Here is a 25,202-nt window from a genome sequence, read left to right as displayed (position 1 = left end):
CGCGAAATGCGCTAGGCGCCGATCGTGTAAAGATCTTCGGCTTCGTGTCCATCGGGAAAATCTTTGGGCGAGAACAAGTTCTGCCTGGTTATCGGTACTTCGCGTCGACGTGCGAGCGCAGTGAAGAGTGCGATCGAAGCCTCGTTGTCGGGGCTGATCGTCGTCTCCAGATGTGTAACACCCAGTGGGGCAGTGCGATCCATCAAGTCGGACAGCATGCGAGCAGCAATTGCCTTGCCGCGCTGGTCCTCGTCGACCGCGACTTGCCACACGAACAGGGTTTCCTGCGCGCTGGGACGGGTATAACCGGAAACGAATCCGACTACGCGGCCGTCTACCTCTGCGACGATGGACGTCGCGCTGAAATCCCTGCACCACAACAGGTATGCATAACTCGAATTGAGGTCGAGCACCTTCGAATCACGTGCGATCTCCCAGAGCCGGACTCCGTCATCGATCTGTGGGCTTCTGAACAACACCGCGTCCGGCGCGGTGGTCGGGATAGCTCTCGTATCAACAGGCTTCATCGGTCATCTGAACGTAACAATCATTGCTGTCGAAGTCATGCAGATGTCCGTTTCGGGCCGTGCGGAACCCGTTGCGCCCCAGGTGAGGACATGAATGTGATCGTGCTCACATTATGTAACTTTTGGTGTTGTCCGAGCGACTATTTCGGGCCAAAACTCGCTATTTGGGGCTCGCGAGCGCCAATGGGAGGACCGAATGCGCCCCCGCCTGCCGAAGTGCGCGTGCGGCCATCGTGAAAGTCCAACCGGTGTCGGCGATTGCGTCGACAAGAAGTATCGGTCCCTGATGGATACTCATGTCCGGGACTTCCCAAACATCGACCAGTCCGGACACGCGATAGGCGGAGTTCGCTGCCGACACCGGAGGGCGGTCGGGTCGCAAGCGAAGGGTGCCCAGGTCGGTCAATCGCCCGACCTCGGCCAGCTTGGCAGCCAGGCTCGACACCAGCAACGGATGCGTCGTGGATTCGAGGGCCATGACACCGGTGGGGCGCTCGGCCCAATTCCAGGCGGCCAGAACGCTGATACACGCGCTGACCACCGCATCGGGTACCTCGGCGTCGGGTCCGTCGAAAAGCGCGCGGAGACGTTGGCCCCAGCCCAGGTCCGACATCCGTCCGAGAATGCGCCCGGTTTCCGGTCCCTCGGTGATCTTCCCGGACAGCTTGACGCCCAGCTTGCTCAGGCCGGTCGGCCACATCTTGCGCGGCTCCAGGTCGAATCCGGGGCGCTGCAAGCGCGCCCGAGTCTCGTCGAGGGCGGTGGTGTCGACAGTGGTGTCGTAGCGATTGCCGGTGCAGTTGTCACAGCGTCCACACTGTGAGTTCTCCGATGTCAGACCAGGATCGTCGAGTTGTTCACGCAGGAAGGTCATTCGGCACGTGGTGATGCTCTGGTACTCGACCATTGCAGCTTGCTCGGCCTGGCGAGCGTCGTCGAGTCGACCGTAACGCTCGGCGTCGTACACCCAAGGTTCTCCGGTGCTGATCCAACCGCCCTTGACTCGTTTGACCGCGCCGTCGACGTCGAGAACTTTGAGGACCATTTCGAGACGGGTGCGATTGAGCTCCACCAGCGGTTCGAGTGCCGGTGTCGACGTGGCCTTTTCGGTGTCGAGGTGCTCGATGACGCTGCGGACCAGATGCTCGCGGGGGAAGGCGACCGAGGCGAAGTAGCTCCAGATCTGCTTGTCCTCGGTGCCCGGCAGCAGGATCACGTCTGCCCTGTCGGTGGAACGTCCGGCGCGGCCCACCTGCTGATAATACGAGATAGGTGACGACGGTGCGCCGAGGTGGACGACGAACCCGAGATCAGGCTTGTCGAAGCCCATCCCGAGGGCCGAGGTGGCCACCAGAGCCTTGACGCGATTGCCCAACAGGTCCTGCTCGAGGGATTCACGTTCGGTGGGATCGGTCTGGCCCGTGTAGGCGGCGACGGTATGACCGCGCTCGGAGAGCAGGCTTGCGAGGTCGCGAGCGGCCGAAACCGTCAGCGTGTAGATGATGCCCGATCCCGGCAGCGTCTCGAGTATGTCGGCGAGCCAGGCAGCGCGCGCCGTCGCCTCGGGAATGTGAACCACGGAAAGGTGAAGTGACTCGCGCTCGAGCCCGCCACGAAGTACGAGAGTTTCCTCGCCGCCGACGCCGAGTTGGGCGGACACGTCCTCGACGACGCGGTTGTTGGCCGTAGCCGTGGTCGCGAGGACAGGAATGCCCTCGCCGAGTTCGGCGATCAAAGTCCTGATACGCCGATAGTCGGGACGGAAGTCGTGTCCCCAGTCGGAAACGCAGTGAGCCTCGTCGACCACTACCAAGCCGGCATCAGCTGCCAGGGACGGGAGAACCTGATCGCGGAAGTCGGGGTTGTTCAGGCGCTCGGGGCTGACCAGCAGTACGTCGAGATCGTTGGCTGCAACGCGGGCGTGGATGTCGTCCCACTCTGTGACATTGCCCGAGTTGATGGTCGCGGCTCGCACCCCGGCACGCTCGGCAGAACTGACCTGGTTTCGCATCAGGGCCAACAACGGAGAGACGATGACAGTGGGGCCATGACCTGCTGCCCGGAGCAGCTTCGCCGAGATGAAGTAGACCGCAGACTTGCCCCAGCCGGTCCGCTGGACGACGAGGGCACGCTTGCGTTGCACCACCAGCGCCTCGATGGCCGTCCACTGGTCCTCGCGTAGGCGGGCATCCGGCCCCGCGAGTTCACGGAGCAGTCGCTCGGCTTCGTCGCGCATGGCTGGGGCAGTGGCGGTGGTCATGGACCCCATGGTGCACGACCCTGCCGACACGTGCGGGCTTCAGGCCTTGGCAACAGGTTCCTGCAGCTCGGTGACCCAGCCGTCGACGTCCTCCGGGCACGCCAGCGTGACCTCCCGGCTGGGGCCGGCATTGCGGTATCCCGCTGCGTCGATCCACTGAGCCAAGGCTTGATAGGCGGGCAGGCAGTTGTCCATCGACCCCTTGTGCAGCAGCGAGGCCACCTGAGCTTCGGCCTGCAATTCGACGACCGCGAACTCGTAGTCGCCCTCGGGATCCGCATCGACCGGTAGCGCGGCATGCACGACGACGTTCTCGTCGTCACCGGCATCCTCGTAGTACGCGAGCGCAGGTCCGATCGCGGCGATACCGGCACGATCCAAACCGGTGCACAGGCGCTCGTACAGCCCGCGAACCACCGGACCGATCGACGACGGATCCATCGTCTTGGCGGTACCGGTCAACTCCGCGACCCGCAGCGCCGGAACGGACTTGATCACAACCTCGTATGCGGACATCTGTCCCTCACTTTCGATGATGCGTAGGCGCGCCTGTACATGCGCCAGTCGCGCGGTGTCTTCCTGGATTCGGGTCTCGAGTTCTGCTCGGCGAAGCGTGAGCATCCCGCGGATTTCGTCGACAGTGACCGCCGACTCCACCACCTGCTGGACCTGGGCCAGGGTCAGGCCCAACTCCTTGAGAGCGACGATGCGGTTGAGCAGCGCCAACTGGCCCGCGGTGTACGAGCGGTACCCGGTGGATGCGTCGACCCTCGCGGGCGTGAGCAGGCCGATGGCGTCGTAGTGGCGGAGCATGCGCACGGACACGCGACCTGCTCTCGCGAAGTCTCCGATGCTCAACATGGTTACTTGCCCCGTTTCTCCCTCACGAACCCGACACCTACAGGTTTAGAACCTCACACGGTGTCAGAGTCAAGCTGTCGGTTCAGGACTTTTTCGATCTCAGCGCGAGTGGGCGACGACACCGACGCGCCGCGAACCGTCGTCGCCAGACTTCCCGCCGTGGCAGCGAACTGCAGGGCGCGGTCCTGGTCCTGCACCCACTCCACGGCGAAGGCCCCGGTGAAGGCATCGCCGGCGCCGGTGGTGTCGACGGGTGTCACGGCCGGGGAGTCGGCGTGAACGGTCTCGTCGCCGGTCTTCAGATCCGCGCCGCCCGCTCCGAGCGTCGTGACGAGGTGCGCGACGCGACCGGTGACCGCGGCCAGCTGCTCCGACTCAGTCTGGTTCACGATCAAGATGTCGACTGCATCGATCAGTAGAGCCGGAAGTTTTTGCACGGGAGACGGATTGAGGATGACCGTCGTCCCGTTGGCGTGCGCGTGCTCGGCTGCCGCTGTAACTGTCTCGACCGGGATCTCGAGTTGGCACAGGAGGATGTCGGCGCGGGAGATCGCGTCGAGGTCTGCTTCGGTCAACGAAGAGATCGAGGAATTGGCGCCCGGGACGACGATGATGTTGTTCTCCGCGTCTTCGCTCACGGTGATGGCCGCGACGCCACTCGGGCCGTCGACACTACGCAGCAGTGCGGTGTCGACCCCGGCGTCTTGCAGGGTCTCGCGCAACTGGGTGCCGAAACCGTCGTCGCCGACCGCGCCGATGAACGACACGTCCCCACCGGCCTTCGCGGCGGCGATGGCCTGGTTACTGCCCTTACCTCCGGCCGCGGTGGCAAAGGCAGTGCCGAGCAGCGTTTCTCCCGGAGCGGGGAATCTGGCCACCGACGTGGTCAGATCCATGTTGATACTGCCGACGACGACGATTCGAGGCGTGCTCATACCTCGAGGTTATCGGCCTTCATTCTCTTGCGGCGAACCTTGCGGATGATCCGGCGTGCTTCCTCGTCGGTGGCCACGGCGGGCGGAGAGCCGTCCAGTGGCTTCCGTGCGGTCTCGGGGATCATCAGGACTGCGATACCGCCGATCACCGCGGCGATCATCATGTACATCGGTGCGACCAGATTGCTGCCCGTTGCACTTTCGAGAGCTGTCAGCACCAGGGGAGTGGTTCCACCGAAGATCGACACCGCGAGGTTGTATCCGATTGCCAAGCCGCCGTACCTGATTCCGGTCGGAAAGAGTGCGGGAAGCACGGACGGGAACACCCCGACGAACAGCAGGAGCAAGCCGCCGAGAATGGCGAGTCCCAGGAAGACCGTCACGTAGTTGCCGATGCCGATCAACAGGTAGGCAGGCAGGGACAGGACGAAGAATCCGATGAAACCGCTGAGCAGCAAGGGTTTACGCCCGACGCGGTCCGAGAACTTTCCGACGTAGCTGATTCCCATCATCATCACGATCATGACGATGATCATCAGAACGAGTCCGTGGGATTCGTCGTAACCCAACGTGTTGGTCAGATACGTCGGCATATAGCTGAGCAGGCCGTAGTGAGCGATGTTGTATGTGGCCACCAGAACGATGCACAGAACAAGCGGACGCCAGTTGTCGACGAGAGTTTCGCGTAGTTTCTTGCCGGTGGATTCGTCTGCGAGGGAAAGGGAACGCTCTTCGGCCTGCTCCATCATCTGGAATGCGGGAGTTTCCTCCAAACGTAGACGGAGGTACAGGCCGATGAGACCCAGCGGTCCGGCAATGAGGAAGGGGATGCGCCAGCCCCACTGGAGGAGGTCCTCGGCGCTGACGACGGTCTGGATGATCGTCACGATGCCCGCTGCCGCCACATATCCTGCCAGAGTCCCGAATTCGAGGAAGCTGGCGAAGAAACCGCGCCGCTTGTCCGGCGCGTATTCGGCAACGAACGTACTGGCCCCGCCGTATTCGCCGCCCGTGGAAAAGCCCTGCAACAGGCGTAGGAGTACCAGCAGGATCGGGGCGGCGATACCGATGGATTCGTAGCTCGGGATGAGGCCGATGGCGAAGGTACTGCCGGCCATCAGAATGATGGTGGTGGCCAGGACCTTCTTGCGTCCGATGCGGTCACCGAGTGGACCGAAGAACAATCCGCCGAGAGGGCGGACGATGAAGGCAGCCGCAAAAATTGCAAACGTCGAGAGGAGTTGAGCGCTGCCGCTCGCGTCCGGGAAGAACACTTTTCCGATAGTGGTAGCTAGATATGCGTAAACGCCGAAATCGAACCACTCCATGGCATTTCCGAGCATCGTTGCCTTGACAGCGCGCTTGACGGACGCATTGTCGGTGACGCAGACATCGGGTGATTCGGCCACTTCGAGAGCGCTGATCGAGTTCTCTGGTGTAGTCATGACATGCGCTCCCCAGCGCAATCATCGAACCGAGCGGGGCACGTACCTGATGCACGCATCTTTTCGTTGCCCACTCGCCGATGAGCCGGTCGGGAAATCGAGCGTCCGCGTGCCCTGTGGCTCGTTGCGACCCCCGTCGCACGGCTCTGGCCCGCGGCAGTGTCCGGAGCCCACAGGGCTCCGGACTACCGGCAAGTAAGACGCTTACGCTATCAAAGTTGGGCGCGGGAGCCGATTTTCGGGCTAGAAGGCGCGGGCGTACTGCGTCGGGATATGTGGTCCGACCTCGGCGTTCAGTTCCCGTGCCGCCCGGCGCGCCCAGTACGGATCACGCAACAGTTCGCGGCCGAGGAGCACCGCCACTGCGCTTCCGTCCTCGACGATCTTCTCGGCCTGTTCGGGTTCGGTGATGAGGCCGACGGCGGCGGCCGGTAACAGGCTCTCGTTCTGCAGGCGACGGGCGAACGGAACCTGGTATCCCGGTTCCACCGGAATCTGTGCCGCCGGTGAATTGCCGCCGGTGGAGACGTCGACGAGATCGACCCCGTAATCGGAGAGGATGTTGGCCAGGGCAACAGTCTGATCCGCGGTCCAGCTGTCGACCTCGAGCCCACGCTCTTCCGTCAGCCAATCGGTCGCCGAGACCCGGACGAAGAGCGGCAACTCGGCCGGCCACACCTCGCGGACTGCTGTCAGGATTTCGAGGAGCAATCGAATGCGGTTCTCGAAGCTGCCTCCGTAGCGGTCCGTTCGCTTGTTGCTCTCGGGGGAGAGGAACTGATGGATCAGGTATCCGTGGGCCGCGTGAATTTCCACGACCTTGAATTCGGCCTTCAATGCGCGGGTAGCCGCCGCTGCGAAGTCCGCGACGACCTTCTCGATGCCCTCCGTGGTGAGCTCTACCGGATCGGCAAGGTGACCGAACGGAACCGCGCTCGGGGCAACCGTCTGCCACGAGAGTCGGTCGTCGGCGGGCAGGCTCTTGCCGCCGCGCCACGGAACCTGCGTCGACGCTTTGCGTCCGGCGTGGGCCAGCTGAATTCCGGGCACTGCGCCGAAGTACGCGAGTTGCGCGTTGATCTCGGCGAAGGCTTGCGCCTGCGTGTCGTTCCAGATCCCCAGATCAGCTGCCGATATGCGGCCTTCGGGACTGACGGCCGTCGCCTCGGTGAGAATCAGGCCGGTGCCGCCGATTGCACGGCTCACCAGATGCGTGCGATGCCACTCGTTGGGCACTCCGACCTGGTCGCCGATGACGTCGGCCGAGTACTGGCACATCGGTGCCATCCAGACGCGGTTCGGGATGGTGACACCACGCAGGGTCAAAGGCTCGAACAACACACTCACGGATGGCTCCTGACTCGAAGAAGAAGGTCGGTGGGTGCAACAGCGCCGCGCATCGGAATTGTTCCCCAGCGGTCCGCCGAAATGTTCGCAGGCGGTCCGCCGGAATGGTCCCGGGTGGTCACAGCCTCGTTCCGCCGAGCAAGCCGCGGAGGTGGGTGGTTAATGTGTATTCATGACCGCTGTGACTTCCAACGCAGAAACCGTCGACTCGAACGCGTCCGACACCAAGTCCGTCGTGCACGACGCCGCACGCCGAGCCCGTAAGGCTTCGCGCGTCCTGGCTCTGCTGACCACGGCGCAGAAGGATGCTGCTCTCCACGCCGCAGCCGACGCAGTTCTCGCGGCAAGTGATCGGATTCTCGCGGCCAACGCTCTCGATATCGACACCGCGAAGGCGGGTGGCACCGAGGAATCGCTGCTCGACCGTCTTCGTCTGACCGCTGACCGCATCGAGGGCATCGCGTCAGGTCTGCGCCAGGTTGCCGGACTACCTGATCCGATCGGCGAAGTTCTTCGCGGCTCCACTCTGCCGAACGGTTTGGAACTACGGCAGCAGCGCGTTCCGCTCGGTGTCGTCGGCATGGTGTACGAGGCTCGTCCCAACGTGACCGTCGATGCCTTCGGGCTCACCCTCAAATCGGGAAATGCTGCGCTGCTTCGTGGTTCGTCCTCGGCGGTCAAGTCCAACGAAGCGTTGGTAGCGGCCCTGCGTGCGTCGCTGGTTGCTCAGGGACTGCCCGAGGACTCCGTTCAACTTCTGCCAAGTGCGGATCGCTCCACGGTCACTCATTTGATTCAGGCCCGTGGCCTCGTCGACGTCGTCATCCCACGAGGCGGCGCCGGCCTGATCAGCGCCGTAGTTCGCGATGCCACCGTTCCCACCATCGAGACCGGTGTCGGTAACTGCCACGTCTACGTTCACTCGGCCGCCGATCTGCTCATGGCCGAGAAGATTCTTCTCAACTCCAAGACCCGTCGGCCCAGCGTGTGCAACACCGCGGAGACTGTGTTGGTCGACGCCGCCATCGCCGAGACGGCCGTGCCGAAGTTGCTTCAAGCGCTTCAGATGCACGACGTCGTCGTGCACGGCGATCTGCCTGGACTCGTCCCGGCCACCGAGGACGACTGGTCGAAGGAGTACCTCACGCTCGACGTCGCGCTCAAGGTCGTCGAGAACCTGGACGCTGCAGTCGAGCACATCGACCAGTACGGGACCGGCCACACCGAAGCCATCGTGACTTCCGATCTCTCGGCTGCCCGTGAGTTCACCGCTCGCGTCGACGCCGCGGCAGTGATGGTCAATGCGTCGACTGCCTTCACCGACGGTGAGCAGTTCGGATTCGGCGCCGAGATCGGCATCTCCACCCAGAAACTGCACGCGCGTGGCCCCATGGGGCTACCGGAACTGACGTCCACCAAGTGGATCGTCTGGGGCGACGGGCACACCCGACCCGCCTGAAAAGTTCACCAGACTTGCCCCACCCTTTTTAGGAGTTAACCGTGGACCGAGCTCTTCCCGATACAACACCGTTCTTCTCGAGCGTCGACGACGTGATCGAGCGTTTGGCCGAGACGGGTTACCTGTCCGACAAGGGCACTGCAACGGCAGTGTTCCTGGCCGACCGACTGGGCAAGCCCCTGCTCATCGAGGGCCCGGCCGGTGTCGGTAAGACGGAACTCGCCCGCGCAGTCGCCCAGACCACGGGCGCAGAACTGGTGCGTCTGCAGTGCTACGAGGGCGTCGACGAGGCTCGTGCACTCTACGAGTGGAACCACGCGAAGCAGATTCTTCGGATTCAGTCGGGCGGGGCGGGCGGAGCGAGGGGTGATGTCGCGGTCGACCACAGCTGGGACTCGACGAAGGCGGATGTCTTCTCGGAGGAGTTCCTGCTCGCACGTCCACTGCTCAAGGCCATTCGCCGCGAGGACCCGACGGTGCTGTTGATCGACGAGACGGACAAGGCAGACGTCGAGATCGAAGGTCTGCTCCTCGAAGTGCTCAGCGACTTCGCGGTCACGATCCCCGAGCTCGGAACGATCACCGCCACCCGCAAGCCGTTCACGGTGCTGACGTCCAACGCCACGCGCGAACTCTCGGAGGCTCTTAAGCGTCGTTGCCTCTTCCTGCATCTCGATTTCCCGGACGCCGACCTCGAGCGTCGCATCCTCGCAAGCCGGGTGCCGGAGCTTCCTGAAGCGATTGCCGAGCAGCTGGTCAACACCATTCGTGTTCTTCGCGGAATGCAGCTCAAGAAGGTTCCGTCGGTGTCCGAAACCATCGACTGGGGACGCACCCTTCTCGCTCTGGGCATGGACACGCTCGACGACGACGCCGTACGCGCCACGCTCGGTGTCATCCTCAAGCACCAGTCCGATCAGGTGCGCGCCGCCGCTGAACTTCGGCTGAACTGAGGTCTGTCATGGCTCCCGCAGGATCGACGTCGCCGCTCTCACCCGGCGGCCTGGCAGCGCCGCACGGGATTCCCGGTCACCTCGTTGATTTTGTCGAGGCTCTGCGACGACGCGGAATCATGGTCGGCCCGTCCGAGACCGTCGACGCCGGTCAGGTCATGTCGGTTCTCGACCTGCTCGATCGTGAAGCGCTTCGTGAAGGGCTGGCATGCTCGCTCCTGCGTCGACCTACCCACCGGGCGACGTTCGACGCCGTCTTCGACCTGTGGTTCCCCAAGGCGATCGGTGACCGTGCGGTCGGCGACGTCGACGTCACACTGCCGCGCAAGCCAGACGGCTCGATCGACCTACAGGCATTGCGTGAGCTGATCGCCGAACTGCTGACAGACGGCAGCGACGAGGCGATGGAGATGACCGAACTCCTGACCGCCGCGATGGTCGAGGAACTCGGGCAGTACCAGTCGAGTAACGGCCCGTCGTTCTCCGCCTATCAGGCGCTGCGCGACGTCGCCCCGGAGACGTTGCTCAACAAGATCCTGCAAGGTCTACTCGGCAACCAGGAAGGCGCGGGGTCCGAGGGCAAGGACAATTCCGACTATCAGTCCGAGGTCGCCAAGCGCACGGCAGCGCAGCGCATCGCGGACTTCCGCAAGATGGTCGAGAAGGAAACGCGTCGACGCACCGCCGAGAATTTGGGTAAGGAACGCGTCGCCACGTACGGCGTTCCGAAACTCGCCGAGGAAGTCGACTTCCTGCGGGCCTCCGACGCCGAACTCACCACACTGAAGAAGAACGTCGCACCACTCGCTCGTCTGTTGGCCAGCCGTCTCGCGGTGCGTCGTAGCCGCTCCCGCTCGGGTTCGATCGACCTGCGTCGCACGTTGCGCAAGTCCATGTCGACGGGCGGAGTGCCGATCGATCTGGTGCAGCGCAAGCCGAAGCGAGCGCGGCCGGAACTTGTGGTGATGTGTGACGTGTCGGGTTCGGTGGCGGGATTCAGCCATTTCACCCTGCTCCTCGTCAACGCGTTGCGCGAGCAGTTCTCACGAGTGAGGGTGTTCGCGTTCATCGACACGACCGACGAGGTCACGCGGTTCTTCGACTCGAACGCAGACCTCGGGTCCGCGATGTCACGGATGGTGCGTGAAGCCGAACTGATCACCTACGACGGCCACTCCGACTACGGGCACGCCTTCGGGGTCTTCCAGGAGAAGTTCGCGCAGTCGATCACCAGTCGCACGTCGCTGCTGGTACTCGGCGACGGTCGCAACAACTACCGCGATCCCAACCTCCAGTCGCTGTCGCAGATGGTTGCGGTTGCCAAGCACGCACACTGGCTCAACCCTGAGCCGAAGGGGCAATGGGGAACGGGTGACTCCGCGGCGAAGGTGTACAACGAGGTCATCAGCATGCACGAGTGCCGCTCGGCCCAGCAGCTTGCCGACGTCGTGTCCCGTCTGCTGCCGGTCTGACCCGTAAGCTCGACACTCGTGCAGAAGGGACTATCGGTGGAACGTGCTCGACGCCTCGGAGTGATGGGTGGCACCTTCGACCCCATTCACCATGGCCACCTCGTTGCGGCCAGTGAGGTCGCCGACCGGTTCGGACTCGACGAAGTGATCTTCGTCCCCACCGGGCGGCCCTGGCAGAAGCAGGGGAGGGGCGTCAGTCCTGCCGAGGACCGGTACCTCATGACGGTCATCGCCACCGCCTCCAACCCGCGGTTTTCCGTCTCTCGGGTCGACGTCGACCGTGAAAAAGTGACGTACACCGTGGACACACTGCGAGACCTCCGGGCCTACCATCCCGACGCCGAACTCTTCTTCATCACCGGTGCCGATGCGCTGGCCAGCATCCTTTCCTGGCAAGATTGGGAAGAGTTGTTCGCATTGGCGAAGTTCGTCGGGGTATCGCGACCGGGTTTCGATCTCAATGCAGAGCATCTGGCCGGTCACCTCGACACCATGCCCGCCGACGCGGTCACGTTGATAGAGATTCCGGCACTTGCCATTTCGTCGACCGAATGTCGGCGTCGGGCAAGTGAAGACCGCCCCGTCTGGTACCTGGTGCCGGACGGAGTGGTGCAGTACATCTCGAAGCGGAACCTGTATCGACCTGTCGACGCGGAGCGCCGCGACGGAGCTACAACGATGTCGGAGCCCGCACCGGGGAAGTCGGAAGCCGTCCCGGGCGCCGAATCGAGCTAGCCGAGAACAACAAGTACTTTCTGAAGACGAAACTGGAGAACATCGAGTGAGTGCAAACACCGAAGCCATCGACATGGCACGCATCGCGGCCTTGGCAGCCGACGAGAAGCTGGCCACCGAAGTGGTGGTGCTCGATGTGTCCGAACAGTTGGTCATCACGGACTGCTTCGTGATCGCATCTGCGACCAACGAGCGTCAGGTCAACTCGATTGTCGAGAACATCGAAGACCGCCTCCGCGAAGCGGGACACAAGCCGGTCCGCCGTGAAGGCACCCGCGAGGGCCGCTGGGCACTGCTCGACTACGCCGACATCGTCGTCCACGTCCAGCATGACGAGGAGCGCAACTTCTACGCTCTCGATCGTCTGTGGAAGGACTGCCCGACGGTCGAGGTCGAAGGCCTCGGACAGAACCGTCCCGGCCCCGCCGATGCCAACACGGTGTTCGAGACCGACACGGTTTCCGAGCCGGACGCGCAGGATCCCTCGCTGTGACTTCGTCGGCGCCCAGTGCGGCGTCGAACCCTGTCCGCCGGCTCATCCTGCTGCGTCACGGACAGACCGAATACAACGCCGACTCTCGGATGCAGGGGCAACTCGACACCGACCTGTCGGAGTTGGGACGCACGCAGGCCAAGAGTGCAGGTCCGGTGATCGCCGATCGCAGACCGTTGACGATCGTGTCCTCGGATCTGCGGCGCGCGTATTTCACGGCAGTCGCTGTCGGTGACGCCGCCGGACTTCCGGTCCTCACCGACACGCGTCTGCGTGAGACACACCTGGGTGAATGGCAAGGCCTGACTCATCATGAGGTCGACGAGCGCACTCCCGGTGTGCGATCTGCCTGGCGAGCGGATGCCACGTTGGCGCCGCCCGGCGGCGAAAGCCGAATCGACGTCGCGAATCGCAGCCTCCCCGTAGTTCACGAATTGCTCGACACGCACCCGGACTGGGCCGAGCGGCCCGTAGTTCTGGTGGCGCACGGAGGCTTGATCGCGGCACTGACAGCGGCATTGCTCGACTTACCCGTCGATCGCTGGGCCGTCCTCGGCGGATTGGGAAACACCAGTTGGGTGCAACTCAGCGGACACGGTGACGTCAAGTCGATCGAGTGGCGACTCGACGTATGGAATGCTTCTGCGAGTGTCGCAAATGACGTCCTCTGAAAGTGCCGACGGGCAGCGCCCCGTCCTCCTCGTGCTCGCGGATTCGCTGTCGTATTTCGGCCCCAAAGGCGGCCTCGCGGCAGATCATCCACGCATCTGGCCCAACATCGTGGCCGACGAACTCGGCTGGGACGTCGAGTTGGTCGCCCGTATCGGCTGGACGTGCCGCGACGCGTGGTGGGCACTGACTCAGGATCCTCGTGTGTGGGCGGCGGTGCCGCGGGCCGGCGCCGTCGTGTTCGCGGTCGGCGGTATGGACTCGCTACCGTCCCCATTGCCTACCGCGCTCCGCGAGACCATCCGCTACGTTCGGCCACCCGCGCTTCGACGCGTGGTGCGCGAGGGTTATCAGTGGCTGCAGCCGCGGCTTGCGCCTCTGGGCCGCCCGGTCGCACTTCCGCCCAAGCTGAGCGTCGAGTATTTGGAAAGCTCGCGAAATGCGTTGGAGTACATGCGGCCGGAACTGCCGATGATCGCGACCCTGCCGTCGGTGCACCGCAGCGATGCCTACGCGAGCGTGCATGCCGGCCGGCCTGCCGCGGTGTCCGCGATCACCGAGTGGGCTACGGAGAAAGACGTTCCCGTAGTCGATCTCGCGGATGCAGTGCGTGACAACGTCTTTTCCGAGAACGGCAACCCCGACGGTATTCACTGGGGTTGGGACGGTCATGTCGGTGTAGCCCGCGCGATGATCGCTGCGATTCGCGGGGTGGAGTCGAAGAAAGTGGTTTCGCCGCAACTGGTATCACCGCCGAGCGAAGTCGGGTAGCAGAATGCCGGTCGTCGTCGTCACGGATTCCTCCGCCTGCATCCCGCAGGAGTCGGCCGACGCATGTGGGATTCAGGTGGTTCCGCTCCATGTGCTCCGTGACGGCTGCGACTTGCGTGAGGGTGTCGACGCAATGCCGAGCGACCTGTCAGGAGTGACAACGGCCGGAGCGTCGCCCGCCGAGCTGTCCGAGGCGTATGCACGCGCCCTGGACATGAGTGACGGTGACGGCGTTCTCGCCGTGCACATTTCACGGCAACTCTCGGGAACGTGGGAAGCCGGACGAGTCGCAGCCCAGGAGTTCGGTGGAGCCGTCCGGATCGTCGATTCGCAGTCGGCCGGAATGGGTTTGGGCTATCCCGCTCTCGAAGCTGCGCGCTTGGCCGAGAAGGGTGCGTCACTCGAAGAGGCGTACGGCCGGGCGGTCGACGTCGCGAGTCGTGGGCGCTGCTACATCGTCGTCGACAAACTTGATCAATTGCGTCGGGGCGGACGAATCGGAACCGCAGCCGCGTTGTTGGGTACTGCGTTGGCGATGAAGCCGATCCTGCATCTGGTGGACGGCAAGCTCGTGCTCGGTGAAAAAACACGTACGACCACCAAAGCGCTTGCACGCTTGGTGGATTCGGCAGTCGAGCGCGCCGGTCTCGGCCGCGTGGCGATAGCCGTGCATCACATGCGAGCGCGAGAGCGTGCCGATGCGATAGCGGAACAGTTGGCCGAGTGCATCCCCGATGTGGCGGAATCCGTGGTCACCGACTTCAGCGCGGTTATCGGAGCGCACGTCGGTGTCGGCGCGATCGGTGTTGTCGTGTGTCCGCTGCCGGAGATCGACAGCGCGGTGGACGCGAACACCTGATCGTTTCTCCACAATCCGCGAGTTCTCCACAGATTGAAATTGCTCGTCTTCGGCGGCATGGTCTCTCGTTAGCGTCCAGTCATGAGGATCAGCGAGGAGCGCGAGCGGGCGCGTGATCGCCTCGCGGCGATGGACGGGAACTACCGGCAGCGACAGGCCGTGGACGACTTCGAGGATTCAGCGTCTTTCGAGAGGTCCCCGCAGCCATTCGAGAGGTCCCCCGAGTGGCTTCAGGACTTCGACGAAGACGAATACGAGGCTCAACCCGACTCGTCACGGTTCGATCGGCTGCCCGAGCGCTGGCGCGGTATACGTTGGCGCCCGAGCCGATCGGCGACCTGGGTGTTGGCGATCGTTGCAGCCCTGGCCACGGCAATCGGCTTGTTCACGGTGTGGTGGGATTCTCCGAGTTTGCAGGCGGTCCCACCGTTGCCCTCGCCCCAGAATGTCACGGAGCAGAATGTCACGGCGCAGAATGTCACTGCCGACGATGGTGAATCAGCCAGTCCCGTACCGACCGGCGTCGTAGCGGAGCAGCCGCCTGAGGCTTTGGTGGTCAGTGTCGTCGGACTCGTGCGCACGCCTGGGCTCGTCAACCTACATTCGGGCTCGCGCATCGCCGACGCGCTCGCTGCGGCAGGTGGAGTGCTCGAGGGCGCAGAGACGGTGGGCCTGAATCTGGCACAGAAGCTTGCCGATGGTGATCAGATCGTGGTGGGGGCCGCCGATCAGTCCGGTGGTGTTTCAGCGAGTTCGAGTACCACTGCGGGAGGGACCGGCCCCGCCGCCGCGGGGGAATCCGGCGGGGCTGGTCTGGTGAACCTCAACACCGCTACCGAGGCCGAACTGGACGACCTTCCCGGGGTAGGGCCGGTAACGGCTGCGGCGATCATCTCCTGGCGAACTTCCAACGGAAAATTTACGGACATAGAACAATTGGGGGAAGTCGACGGGATCGGCCCGGCAAGGTTGGCCAAACTGCGAGTGCTGGTATCGGTGTGAACGAACCGGAAGTCTCGCCGGCCCTCGACGCTCGACTGCTACCGTCGGCCGTCGCAGTGTGGGGGAGCAGTGCGGTGGGGATCCTGTTCGGCGCGGTCGCCGCGTGGGTACTGGCGGTGGCATGCGCTATTCCAGCGGCAATCCTCACTTACGCGGTTGTGCGCCGGACATCAGCGGTGTGGGTACGAATCATGTTGGTTGCATTGCTGTTCGGTGCCGGATGCAGTGTCGTCATCGGGTGGCGGGCGACCGAGGTCGAGGGGCACCCACTGACCCGGGCTGCCCTCGAGGGAGCGTGGGTGAGTGTCGAAGTGGAACCCTCGGAGGATCCGCACGCGGTCTCTGGCGCGGCGGGTCAAGGTCAGGTTTTCTTCAGGGCAACCGTCAATTCGGTGACTGCCCAGAATCACAGGTACTCCGGAGGCGGCTTGGTCACCATCCGGGCACCCAGTTCGTCGTGGCTCGAAGTTGTTCCAGGGCAGAGCCTGACGGTTCGCGGCCGGGCGAGTCAGCCATGGCGTAGCGATTCCACGCTCGCCGTGATCACGTCCGAGGGGCCTCCCGTCGCGGTGGGAGAAGTGCCCTGGTATCAGCGATGGGCGAGTGTGGTGCGTACTCGTTTCGCCGCTGCGTGCTCGGCTGCGCTCCCGCCGGATCAGGCAGGTCTACTGCCTGGCCTCGTCGTCGGAGACACATCGGCGTTGTCGCCGGTGGTGAAGGACAACTTCACCGTTGCCGGGCTTTCCCATCTCACCGCGGTGTCCGGCGCCAATATCAGCATTCTGCTCGGGGCGGTTCTGCTGCTGGTCAGAGCCGCGGCGCTCAGTCCGCGCGTCGGCGCTGCTTTGGCGCTGGTAGCCCTCGTTGCGTTTGTTGTCGTCGCGAGGCCGTCGCCGAGTGTTCTGCGCGCCTCGGTGATGGGCCTGATCGGCCTGCTCAGTCTGGTGACCGGTCGACGCAAACAGGCACTGCCTGCTCTTTCCGCAGCCGTCATCGTGCTGGTTGTCGTGATGCCCGAACTTGCCGTCGACTGGGGGTTTGCGCTGTCGACCACGGCCACGGGCGCGTTGGTGATCATTGCTCCGGTGTGGGTGGAGATGCTTCGTCGAAGAGGTTGGCCCCGTTGGTTTTCGGAGATGACAGCCGTCTCGAGTGCTGCGTTTGTCGTGACTGCGCCACTGGTGGGCGCCATGGCGGGAACCTTCAGCGTGGTCACGATTGCCGCGAACATGGCCGTGGCGCCTGTGATCGGAATCATCACGGTGTTCGGTGCGGTGATTGCCTTGTGTGCGCTGATCTGTCCACCGATCGCGGTGTTCATCACGCCGCTGGTCCGGCCGCCGATGGGGTGGCTGCTGTACGTGTCCGAGCGGGCGGCGGCGCTTCCCGGAGCGTCGGTGGTGGTGCCGTCAGGGCTCATCGGTGCTCTGGTCGTCGTGGGCGTCTTACTGGCCGCGGCCCTGACGCTGTGGAATCGGATCTCGAGATGGGTGGTCGGCGTCCTCGTTCTGGGAGTTGTTCTAGCCCTCGTCTTTCAGCACGTGTTCGGCGGTGGTCGTATTGCTCCGGGATGGGTACTGGTGATGTGCGACGTCGGTCAAGGGGACGGTCTTGTGCTCTCGACTGGAGACGGCAGGGTGATCGTCATCGATGTCGGTCCTGATCCCACGTCGATGGATCGTTGCCTGAACATGTTGGACGTCAACGACATCGCGTTGCTGATGATCAGTCATTTTCATGCCGATCACATCGGTGGATTGGAAGCAGTTCTGGGTGGGCGTTCGGTCGCTGCGGTCGGAGTCGGGTCGATGTTGTTGCCGGAGTTAGGTTTTCGGGCGGTAAAGGATGCCGCCGAGTCGCACGGCGTTCCGGTTGTCTCGTTGCGTACAGGTATGGAGTTGACGTTGGGATCGGTGAACGTGGAGGTTCTCGGACCGTTGCTTCCGGCTCCCCGCGATACGGGGGACGGCGCGGACGCCGCCAACGATCAGTCGCTGGTGGTGATGGCGCACACGGGCGCGGGTCGCATTCTGTTGACGGGCGACGCCGAAGTTGCGGGGGAGGACGCCATCCTCCGATCGGGAACGGACGTGAAGGCCGATGTGTTGAAGCTGCCCCATCACGGTTCTCGGACCACGTCGTCGGCATTTCTGGAAGCGGTGCGTCCGAGGTTGACGATGATCAGCGTCGGCGACGGCAATAGTTTCGGGCACCCGAATGAGGAGGTTCTCGACGAACTGGTTTCGTTGGGCGGGGCGGTGGTTCGGACCGACGTCGACGGCACCGTCGCTGTGTACGGCGGGGGCGGCGGGTCTGTGTCGATCGTGTCGGTTCCTCGTGGGACCATCTTCGGGTGAGTAATCCGTCTGGAGTCGATCCGCTGCATCTTGTTCTCGGGGACGACGAATTCCTGATCGACCGCACGGTATCGCAGCTCATCAGAGCCGTCCGCGGTGACCGCGGCCAGGGTATTTCGGATCTCCCGGTAACCAAGATGCGTGCCGGAGACACCAATGCTCCCGAGTTGGCCGAGTTGCTCAGCCCTTCTCTTTTTGCCGAAGACCGTGTGATCGTCCTGGAATCGGCCGCAGAAGCAGGCAAAGATGCCGTAGCTCTTGTTCTCGAGGCGGCGCGTGAGCCGGCAGAAGGCGTCGTTCTGATCGTCGTGCACTCGGGCGGCGGTCGCGCGAAAGCGTTGGCGCCGGCTCTCGAGAAGCTCGGCGCGACGGTTCACAACTGCGGAAAACTGAACAAGAGTCAGCTTGTCGACTTCGTCCGGGGTGAGTTTCGGACCGCCGACGTCAGGGTTGCGCCCGATGCGATCGCCGCGATGATCGAAAGCGTCGGCTCCAACCTTCGCGAACTTGCGTCGGCCTGCTCGCAATTGGCGGCCGATACCGGCGGCAAGATCGACGTGGATGCGGTCCACAAGTACTACTCGGGCAAGGCCGAGGTTTCCGGATTCGATGTGGCCGACAAAGTTATCGTCGGCGATACCCGGGGTGCGCTCGAGGCTCTGCGATGGGCTGACCAGATCGGAACGGCGCACGTACTGCTCGCTGACGCCCTCGCCGATGCAGTCCACACCATCGCGAAGGTCGGCCCGTTTGCACGGGGCGGTGACCCGTTCCGGTTGGCGTCGGATCTCGGGATGCCGCCGTGGAAGGTCAAGAAGGCGATCAAGGAAGTCGGCGGTTGGGATCCAACGTCGATCGGCGCTGCGATGCAGATCGTCGCCGCTCTCAATGCCGACGTGAAGGGCGCCGCAGTCGACTCGTCCTTCGCTCTGGAGATGGCAGTGCGGAAAGTGTGCGCGTTGCGGAAGAACTGAGGACAACATGGCCTATCGCGCGGCCGGCCAGAAGTAGTCCGACGACAGTGGCGGCCGTGGCCTCGGCCACCCGGTAGTCGAGGCGTTTCACGCAGGCTTGCTCCAACTGGGTGTGCGGAATGGACTGAGGCCGTGTCGTTGGTTCACCAGTCCTGATGTCGGTCACTCGTAGGGAGTCGTTCGGCGCCGGATTCATCACACTGCCGCAGACAATTGTTTCTTGGCCGATGCTGTCTACCGGCACCTTCACGGTGGTGAGAAGCGCTCGTCCAGTGGCGAGAAACGCCAGAATCGCAACGAGTGAACACATCACGCCGAAGAAGATCCAGAATTCGCCCCGTTGCCTGCGCTTCCACCATCCGTAGCTTGCTGCGACTCCGACGACTGCAACCGTCAATGATTCCCACCAACGAGGGATCCCCAGGGCTGCCAATACGCCGAAAGCGACGACCGCCCAGAAGACAGTCGTGAACAACCAGCTGCGAGGGCGTTTCCCGTTGACCGCCATCATCAGATGGTCGCAGCCCGATCCACATATTCCGTGCAAGACATGGATGGCGGGTTTTTGCTCTGATCCGATTGAGCACGCAAAATAGCCGCCTGGTCTTTCGACCTGGCGGCTATCGAGACGAACCAGTATGACGGCGAACCGTCACAGTGGAAACGTCAGAGCTTGTTGGCAGCCTGCGAGAGTGCAGACTTCTTGTTGGCAGCCTGGTTGGCGTGAATGACGCCCTTGCTGGCTGCCTTGTCGAGCTTGCGGCTGGTGGAGACGAGGAGCTCGTTGGCCTTGTCCTTGTCACCGGCTGCCGCAGCCTCGCGGAATGAACGGATCGCGGTACGCAGCGAGGACTTCACCGACTGGTTACGGAGTCGGGCCGCCTCGTTGGTACGGATTCGCTTCACCTGGGACTTGATGTTGGCCACGCGTAAAATCCTTGTCGTCTTTAGCTGGTTACGGTCGAGAAAGCTGTGGGCGCACTGATGCACCGACTGGCAAGATTACCAGCCGAGGGCCCAAGAACCCAAACCGTCGCACGTTGCGTCTGTCGAGAAGAGTACACCGAGCGCCCGATTTCTCGCCGCGCTGCCGAATAGCCCCACTTGTAGCAGCATGTTGCCCTATGACGCCGCCGCCTTCGAAAAGTTCGAGTAAAACAGGTTCGACCACCACCCGAGCGCGTCCTGCCGCAGTGTTCGACGGATATTCAGACATCGGTCGCTACGAGTTGGCTTTCGACGAGATGTTCGAGCCCGACGGCTCGGTGCGTGCCCCGTACAAGGGTGTGTACAAAGCCCTGGCGCCGACGAGCAGCGCCGACCTTGCCGCGCGTGCCGACGCACTCGGACGCGCATTCATCGACCAGGGCGTGACGTTCTCGCTTTCCGGGCAGGAACGACCGTTTCCCTTGGATCTGGTGCCGCGCGTCATCGCCGCGCAGGAGTGGTCGCGGCTGGAAAAGGGCATCAAGCAGCGGGTGAAGGCGCTCGAGCTGTTCCTTGCGGACATTTACGGCGAGCAGCGAATCCTGCGCGATCACGTATTGCCGCGCCGCCTGGTGACCTCGTGCGAGCACTTCCACCGTGAAGCAGCCGGCATCGTGCCGCCCAACGGTGTGCGAATCCATGTCGCGGGTATCGACCTGGTCCGAGACGAGGCGGGAGAGTTCCGAGTTCTCGAGGACAATCTGCGATCTCCGTCCGGTGTCTCCTATGTGATGGAAAACCGTCGCACCATGACTCGGGTGTTCCCGGATCTGTTCATGTCCCATAAGGTGCGGGCGGTGGGTGACTACGCAACACACCTGCTGAGGGCGCTGCGTGCGGGTGCTGCACTCAACGAAGCGGACCCGACAGTGGTTGTTCTCACACCGGGTATCGCCAATTCCGCCTATTTCGAGCATTCATTGCTCGCTCGTCAGATGGGTGTGGAACTCGTCGAAGGTCGCGACCTGTTCTGCCGCGACAACATGGTGTACATGCGCACGACGGAAGGCGAGCGTCAGGTCGACGTCATCTATCGCCGCATCGACGACGAGTATCTCGACCCGATGCACTTCCGTCCGGATTCGATTCTCGGCGTCGCAGGCCTACTGAATGCGGCGCGAGCGGGCAACGTGGTGATCTCGAGTGCCGTCGGCAACGGAGTCGGTGACGACAAACTCGTCTATACCTATGTTCCGCAGATCATCGACTACTACCTCGGTGAGAAGCCGCTCTTGCAGAACGTCGACACGTTCCGCTGTTGGTTGGACGAGGAGTGCGAGCAAGTCCTCGACCGCGTCGCCGAACTCGTCATCAAGCCGGTGGAAGGGTCCGGCGGCTACGGAATCGTCTTCGGACCCGACGCGAGCCCCAAGGAACTGGCCGCGATCACCCGCAAGATCAAGGCAGACCCGCGCGGGTGGATCGCGCAGCCTCTCGTGCAGTTGTCCACGGTGCCGACCAAGATCGACGACGTTCTCTCTCCGCGCCACGTGGACTTGCGACCCTTTGCCGTCAACGACGGTGAGGACGTGTGGGTGTTGCCCGGCGGCCTGACCCGGGTGGCACTTCCGGAAGGTTCGCTGGTGGTCAACTCCAGCCAGGGCGGCGGAAGCAAGGACACATGGGTGCTCGCCAGCCGCAGCTCGGACGAGGACCCAGAGCTGTCCGGTGAGGAACTGGTGTCCGAGCCCCCGGAATCCGCGGAGCCGGTGCAGGGACCCGAACTGAGCACCTCTCAACAGCAGCAGCAACAACAGTGAACACCTCAGAAGTGCCCAGCTACCAAGAACTAGAACTATCAGCGAACGGAGCGTGGTGACCGATGCTTGCTCGCAACGCAGAGTCCCTCTACTGGATCGGCCGCTACGTCGAGCGCGCCGACGACACCGCTCGGATCCTCGACGTCGCCGTCCACCAACTGCTCGACGACGCAACCGTCGACCCGGACCGCACGTCGCGTCTGCTCCTGCGTGTCCTCGGCATCGAAGCGCCGGAGGAGAAGCTCGACGTACGCTCGCTCACCGATCTAGTTGCGTTCAGCCGCAATCAGGTTGGATCGATCGTGGACTCGCTGGCAAGTGCCCGTGAGAATGCTCGCGGAGCACGTGAGGTCACGTCGAGTGAGATGTGGGAGTGCCTGAACACCACGTACAACGGACTGGCGGAGCGTGAACGCGCGTCACGCAGGCTGGGGCCACACGAGTTCTTCCGCTATGTGGAGGAACGCGCAGCGATGTTCGCGGGGCTGGCGGATTCCACACTCAGCCGCGACGACGGTTACCGGTTCCTTCTGCTGGGCAGGTCGATCGAACGTGTCGACATGATTGTGCGGATGCTCCTGGCGCGCGCCGGTGACCGCCCGTCGTCGCCGGCGTGGGTCAGTGTTCTTCGCTCGGCAGGCGCACATGACACGTATCTGCGTACGTATCGCGGAGCGCTCGACGCCAACCGCGTCGTCGAGTTCATCTTGTTGGACAGACTCTTTCCGCGCTCGGTGTTCCATTCGATCAGGCAGGCCGAGAAGTGCCTGCAGGAACTCGACCCGCAGCCGGGCAGTCGCGTCGGAATCCGGGCGGAGGCGCCGCGGCTTCTCGGCCGCGCACGCAGCGAACTGGAGTTTCTGCCGCAGGGCGTGTTGCTCGAAGATCTGCAAGGACGGTTGCTCGGTTGGCAGGAGACCTGTCGCGAACTGGGTGAGGCGATTGCATTGCAGTACTTCCACGCTGCGCCGTGGGTCGCGTGGACGGATGCCGGCGCCGCGTATGCGGAGTCGACGGTGGAGGGAGAGCTGTGAGCTGGCGAATGAGGGTCGTGCACACCACGGGATATGCGTACGACGCCCCGGTGACGTCGTCGTACAACGAAGCGCGATTGACACCCCGCGGCGACACCAGGCAGACGGTGATCCTCACGCGCGTCGAAACCCAGCCGGCAACGCGTTCCTATAGGTACACCGATTACTGGGGCACCGCGGTGACCGCCTTCGACTTGCACGCGCCGCACACGGAGTTGGAAGTGACCGGACTGTCGGTGGTGGAGACGGAACCGTTTGTTCAGCCCGAGGAAACCGTCGACTGGGATGAATTGTCGGGAAACGCGATTAAAGATCGATTCAACGAACAACTGAGTTTCACGAGATATGTTCCGCGTGATCGTAAGCTGACGACAATTGCCAAGGAATTGCGCAAAGATAAATCACCTGAAGATGCAGTAGTGGCTGCGTCGCAATGGGTTTACGGTGAAATGTCATATGTTCCGGGTACGACCGGAGTGCATACGTCGGCGGTCGAGGCCTGGTCGGCCAGGAAAGGCGTCTGCCAGGATTATGCACATCTGACCTTGGTGTTGCTTCGAACGATGGGCATTCCCTGTCGGTACGTTTCCGGCTATCTCCACCCCAAACGTGATGCGGCAGTCGGGGACACGGTGGTCGGGGAATCGCACGCGTGGATCGAAGCGTGGACCGGCGCGTGGTGGGGATATGACCCGACCAATGCGATAGCTGTGAATGAACAGCATGTCTCGGTCGGAATAGGAAGGGACTATTCGGATGTGCCGCCTTTGAAGGGAATCTTTTCCGGTGGACGCTCCACAGATCTCGAAGTTGTTGTGGAGATCACCAGGCTTGCGTAAAGTCCGGCAAATCTAGGCGCGTGAGCATTACTACCGTTCGATGAGAAGAAGGTGGGAATATGTCTCCAACTGCACAGGAATTGACTGAGATCGAACCGATCTCGGATGTGAAGAAGTATGCGGCCGAAGCGGTGGGGACATTTGTGCTCGTGTTCTCCGCGGTCGGAACTGCCGTCTTCGCAGGTGCGAAAGTCGGCAATCTCGGAGTTGCCTTCGCATTCGGCTTGACCCTGCTGTTCCTCGTATATGCGATCGGACCGATTTCCGGTTGCCACGTCAACCCAGCCGTGACTCTCGGCCAATTCGTGATCGGGCGCATCTCGGCCGTCAATGCGGCGATTTACGTTGTCGCGCAAGTGATCGGCGGCTTGGTCGCCGGCGTCGTGATCTACACGGTGGCCAACAGTCTCCCGGCGTACAACCGGGCCGCAGACGGACTCGGCGCAAACGGTTGGGGCGCGCACAGTCCGTCGGCCGAGAAGAATCTTCTCGGACAGGTGGTTTCCGACGGTTACGGCATCGGTGCCGCGATGATCATCGAGATTCTCCTGACCGCTCTGCTCGTGTTCGTCGTTCTCGCGTCGACCGACCAGATCTCCGACGTGCCGCTCGCCGGGGTGTCCATCGGCTTCACCCTGGCCGTCATTCACCTGATCTCGATCCCGATCGACAACACCTCCGTCAACCCCGCTCGAAGTCTCGCTGTCGCGCCGTTCCAGGACGGTGCACTCGGTCAGGTGTGGTTGTTCATCGTGTTCCCACTGATCGGCGGTGCACTCGGTGCACTCATCTATCGAGCACTCTTCGGACGGTTCAACCGTCTGGACAGCTGATCGATACTGTTTCCATCGTTCGGGTCGGCTTCAGCTCCAGCTGAAGTCGGCCCGAAGTTTTGCCGCGACCGCGTCGAACTTCTTGTGATCCATGACGGCGCCCTCGCGCCGAATCCCGCTCTCGGGAACGTCGAGCACCCGGTCGAGCCGGACCCAGCTGGGCCTTCCCTCGCCGTCCCACGGGCCCGAACCGATTGCGAGCCAATCACGCTCGCCTTCGCGTTTGCTCTGCGAGGACAGCATCAAACCGAGCAGCGTGTTGCCGTCACGGCCGACAACCAGCACCGGGCGGTCTTTGCCCTGGGTCGGATCCTCCTCGTAGGCAACCCAGGTCCAGACGATCTCGCCCGGATCGGCCTTGCCGTCGAGGTCGGGGGAGTACTCGACCTTGCGGGCGCGATGTGCGGTCGGAGACGTCCGCGCGGCGATCGGCCGGCCGGACGGACCCGGCTTCGAGGCAGACGACTGAGACGTGGACGACTGCAGCTGGCGCAGCAACGCAGGGCCCTTCTCCACCGCGAGGGCGCCGAGGGTTCTGCCGATCTGCTTCCACATGCTTGCCATAGCGTTCGAGCATAATCACCCACCCGTGGGAACCCCTGGTACGGCGGCGCCGAGACTTGGATATCC

General features: G+C 63.2%; 23 protein-coding genes. 15 read left to right on the top strand and 8 right to left on the bottom strand.

The annotated features are described in order from the left end of the window. Positions 1 to 11: 11 nt before the first annotated feature. The 6 genes from ectA to GJB56_RS11085 form a co-directional block, all read right to left on the bottom strand. A complete protein-coding gene (gene ectA / locus GJB56_RS11110; protein WP_019749063.1) occupies positions 12 to 527 on the bottom strand; it encodes a diaminobutyrate acetyltransferase in 516 nt (171 codons plus the stop codon). A 160-nt stretch (positions 528 to 687) separates the two neighbouring features. Beyond that, positions 688 to 2,787 (bottom strand): RecQ family ATP-dependent DNA helicase, encoded by a 2,100-nt coding sequence (locus GJB56_RS11105; RefSeq protein ID WP_113683736.1) that lies wholly within the window; start codon positions 2,785 to 2,787, stop codon positions 688 to 690. 39 nt (positions 2,788 to 2,826) lie between these two features. After that, complete coding sequence (locus GJB56_RS11100) at positions 2,827 to 3,648, bottom strand: MerR family transcriptional regulator (RefSeq protein ID WP_113683735.1); 822 nt, start codon at positions 3,646 to 3,648, stop codon at positions 2,827 to 2,829. Positions 3,649 to 3,701: 53 nt separating this feature from the next. Next, positions 3,702 to 4,583: a ribokinase gene (locus tag GJB56_RS11095; RefSeq protein WP_113683734.1), complete on the bottom strand. Its 882-nt coding sequence runs from the start codon at positions 4,581 to 4,583 to the stop codon at positions 3,702 to 3,704. After that, complete coding sequence (locus tag GJB56_RS11090; RefSeq protein ID WP_113683733.1) at positions 4,580 to 6,028, bottom strand: MFS transporter; 1,449 nt, start codon at positions 6,026 to 6,028, stop codon at positions 4,580 to 4,582. Before GJB56_RS11090 ends, GJB56_RS11095 begins: the two co-directional genes overlap by 4 nt. A 243-nt stretch (positions 6,029 to 6,271) precedes the next feature. Then, positions 6,272 to 7,375, bottom strand: a complete 1,104-nt coding sequence (locus GJB56_RS11085; RefSeq protein ID WP_113683732.1) for an NADH:flavin oxidoreductase/NADH oxidase — start codon at positions 7,373 to 7,375, stop codon at positions 6,272 to 6,274. Between the two features lie 172 nt (positions 7,376 to 7,547). Here GJB56_RS11085 and GJB56_RS11080 point away from each other — a divergent pair, with 172 nt between their 5' ends. From GJB56_RS11080 to holA, 11 genes are all read left to right on the top strand, one after another. Then, positions 7,548 to 8,834: a glutamate-5-semialdehyde dehydrogenase gene (locus tag GJB56_RS11080; protein ID WP_019749057.1), complete on the top strand. Its 1,287-nt coding sequence runs from the start codon at positions 7,548 to 7,550 to the stop codon at positions 8,832 to 8,834. 41 nt (positions 8,835 to 8,875) lie between these two features. After that, entirely contained in the window at positions 8,876 to 9,787 is a 912-nt protein-coding gene (locus GJB56_RS11075; RefSeq protein ID WP_113683731.1) for an AAA family ATPase, read from the top strand. An 8-nt stretch (positions 9,788 to 9,795) separates the two neighbouring features. After that, positions 9,796 to 11,259, top strand: coding sequence for a vWA domain-containing protein (locus GJB56_RS11070; RefSeq protein ID WP_020908216.1), 1,464 nt, complete (start codon positions 9,796 to 9,798; stop codon positions 11,257 to 11,259). Positions 11,260 to 11,322: 63 nt separating this feature from the next. After that, a complete protein-coding gene (gene nadD, locus GJB56_RS11065) occupies positions 11,323 to 11,994 on the top strand; it encodes a nicotinate-nucleotide adenylyltransferase (RefSeq protein WP_020908215.1) in 672 nt (223 codons plus the stop codon). A gap of 46 nt (positions 11,995 to 12,040) precedes the next feature. Beyond that, positions 12,041 to 12,487 (top strand): ribosome silencing factor, encoded by a 447-nt coding sequence (gene rsfS / locus GJB56_RS11060; protein WP_003944502.1) that lies wholly within the window; start codon positions 12,041 to 12,043, stop codon positions 12,485 to 12,487. Next, positions 12,484 to 13,158 carry a histidine phosphatase family protein gene (locus tag GJB56_RS11055; RefSeq protein WP_097387227.1) on the top strand — a complete coding sequence of 225 codons (675 nt, stop codon included), beginning with the start codon at positions 12,484 to 12,486 and terminating at the stop codon, positions 13,156 to 13,158. Before rsfS ends, GJB56_RS11055 begins: the two co-directional genes overlap by 4 nt. Continuing rightward, positions 13,145 to 13,927: a diglucosylglycerate octanoyltransferase gene (gene octT / locus GJB56_RS11050; RefSeq protein ID WP_019749052.1), complete on the top strand. Its 783-nt coding sequence runs from the start codon at positions 13,145 to 13,147 to the stop codon at positions 13,925 to 13,927. Before GJB56_RS11055 ends, octT begins: the two co-directional genes overlap by 14 nt. 4 nt (positions 13,928 to 13,931) lie before the next feature. After that, positions 13,932 to 14,786: a DegV family protein gene (locus GJB56_RS11045; RefSeq protein ID WP_113683730.1), complete on the top strand. Its 855-nt coding sequence runs from the start codon at positions 13,932 to 13,934 to the stop codon at positions 14,784 to 14,786. Between the two features lie 81 nt (positions 14,787 to 14,867). After that, on the top strand, positions 14,868 to 15,788 hold the full coding sequence (locus GJB56_RS11040) for a ComEA family DNA-binding protein (RefSeq protein WP_113683729.1): 921 nt from the start codon (positions 14,868 to 14,870) through the stop codon (positions 15,786 to 15,788). After that, positions 15,785 to 18,145 carry a ComEC/Rec2 family competence protein gene (locus GJB56_RS11035; RefSeq protein ID WP_113683728.1) on the top strand — a complete coding sequence of 787 codons (2,361 nt, stop codon included), beginning with the start codon at positions 15,785 to 15,787 and terminating at the stop codon, positions 18,143 to 18,145. Before GJB56_RS11040 ends, GJB56_RS11035 begins: the two co-directional genes overlap by 4 nt. Next, a complete protein-coding gene (holA, locus tag GJB56_RS11030) occupies positions 18,142 to 19,119 on the top strand; it encodes a DNA polymerase III subunit delta (RefSeq protein ID WP_003944476.1) in 978 nt (325 codons plus the stop codon). Before GJB56_RS11035 ends, holA begins: the two co-directional genes overlap by 4 nt. Before the next feature lie 666 nt (positions 19,120 to 19,785). Here the strand turns inward: holA and rpsT are convergent. Further along, positions 19,786 to 20,046, bottom strand: coding sequence for a 30S ribosomal protein S20 (rpsT, locus tag GJB56_RS11025; protein ID WP_003944567.1), 261 nt, complete (start codon positions 20,044 to 20,046; stop codon positions 19,786 to 19,788). Positions 20,047 to 20,243: 197 nt separating this feature from the next. Here rpsT and GJB56_RS11020 point away from each other — a divergent pair, with 197 nt between their 5' ends. The 4 genes from GJB56_RS11020 (at position 20,244) to GJB56_RS11005 (ending at position 24,572) form a co-directional block, all read left to right on the top strand. Next, a complete protein-coding gene (locus GJB56_RS11020; RefSeq protein ID WP_019749047.1) occupies positions 20,244 to 21,866 on the top strand; it encodes a circularly permuted type 2 ATP-grasp protein in 1,623 nt (540 codons plus the stop codon). A gap of 62 nt (positions 21,867 to 21,928) precedes the next feature. Next, a complete protein-coding gene (locus GJB56_RS11015; protein ID WP_019749046.1) occupies positions 21,929 to 22,900 on the top strand; it encodes an alpha-E domain-containing protein in 972 nt (323 codons plus the stop codon). Between the two features lie 8 nt (positions 22,901 to 22,908). Continuing rightward, the gene (locus GJB56_RS11010) at positions 22,909 to 23,739 is read left to right on the top strand and encodes a transglutaminase family protein (protein WP_113683761.1); all 831 of its coding nucleotides are present in this window, start codon (positions 22,909 to 22,911) and stop codon (positions 23,737 to 23,739) included. A gap of 59 nt (positions 23,740 to 23,798) precedes the next feature. After that, on the top strand, positions 23,799 to 24,572 hold the full coding sequence (locus GJB56_RS11005; protein WP_019749045.1) for an aquaporin: 774 nt from the start codon (positions 23,799 to 23,801) through the stop codon (positions 24,570 to 24,572). Between the two features lie 30 nt (positions 24,573 to 24,602). Here the strand turns inward: GJB56_RS11005 and GJB56_RS11000 are convergent, their stop codons facing one another. After that, positions 24,603 to 25,136 carry a type II toxin-antitoxin system PemK/MazF family toxin gene (locus GJB56_RS11000; protein ID WP_020969977.1) on the bottom strand — a complete coding sequence of 178 codons (534 nt, stop codon included), beginning with the start codon at positions 25,134 to 25,136 and terminating at the stop codon, positions 24,603 to 24,605. Positions 25,137 to 25,202 lie beyond the last annotated feature (66 nt).

It is taken from the genome of Rhodococcus sp. AQ5-07, assembly GCF_009707305.1.
GTDB lineage: Bacteria > Actinomycetota > Actinomycetes > Mycobacteriales > Mycobacteriaceae > Rhodococcus_F > Rhodococcus_F erythropolis.
This window is presented reverse-complemented; position numbering and strand designations above follow the sequence as displayed.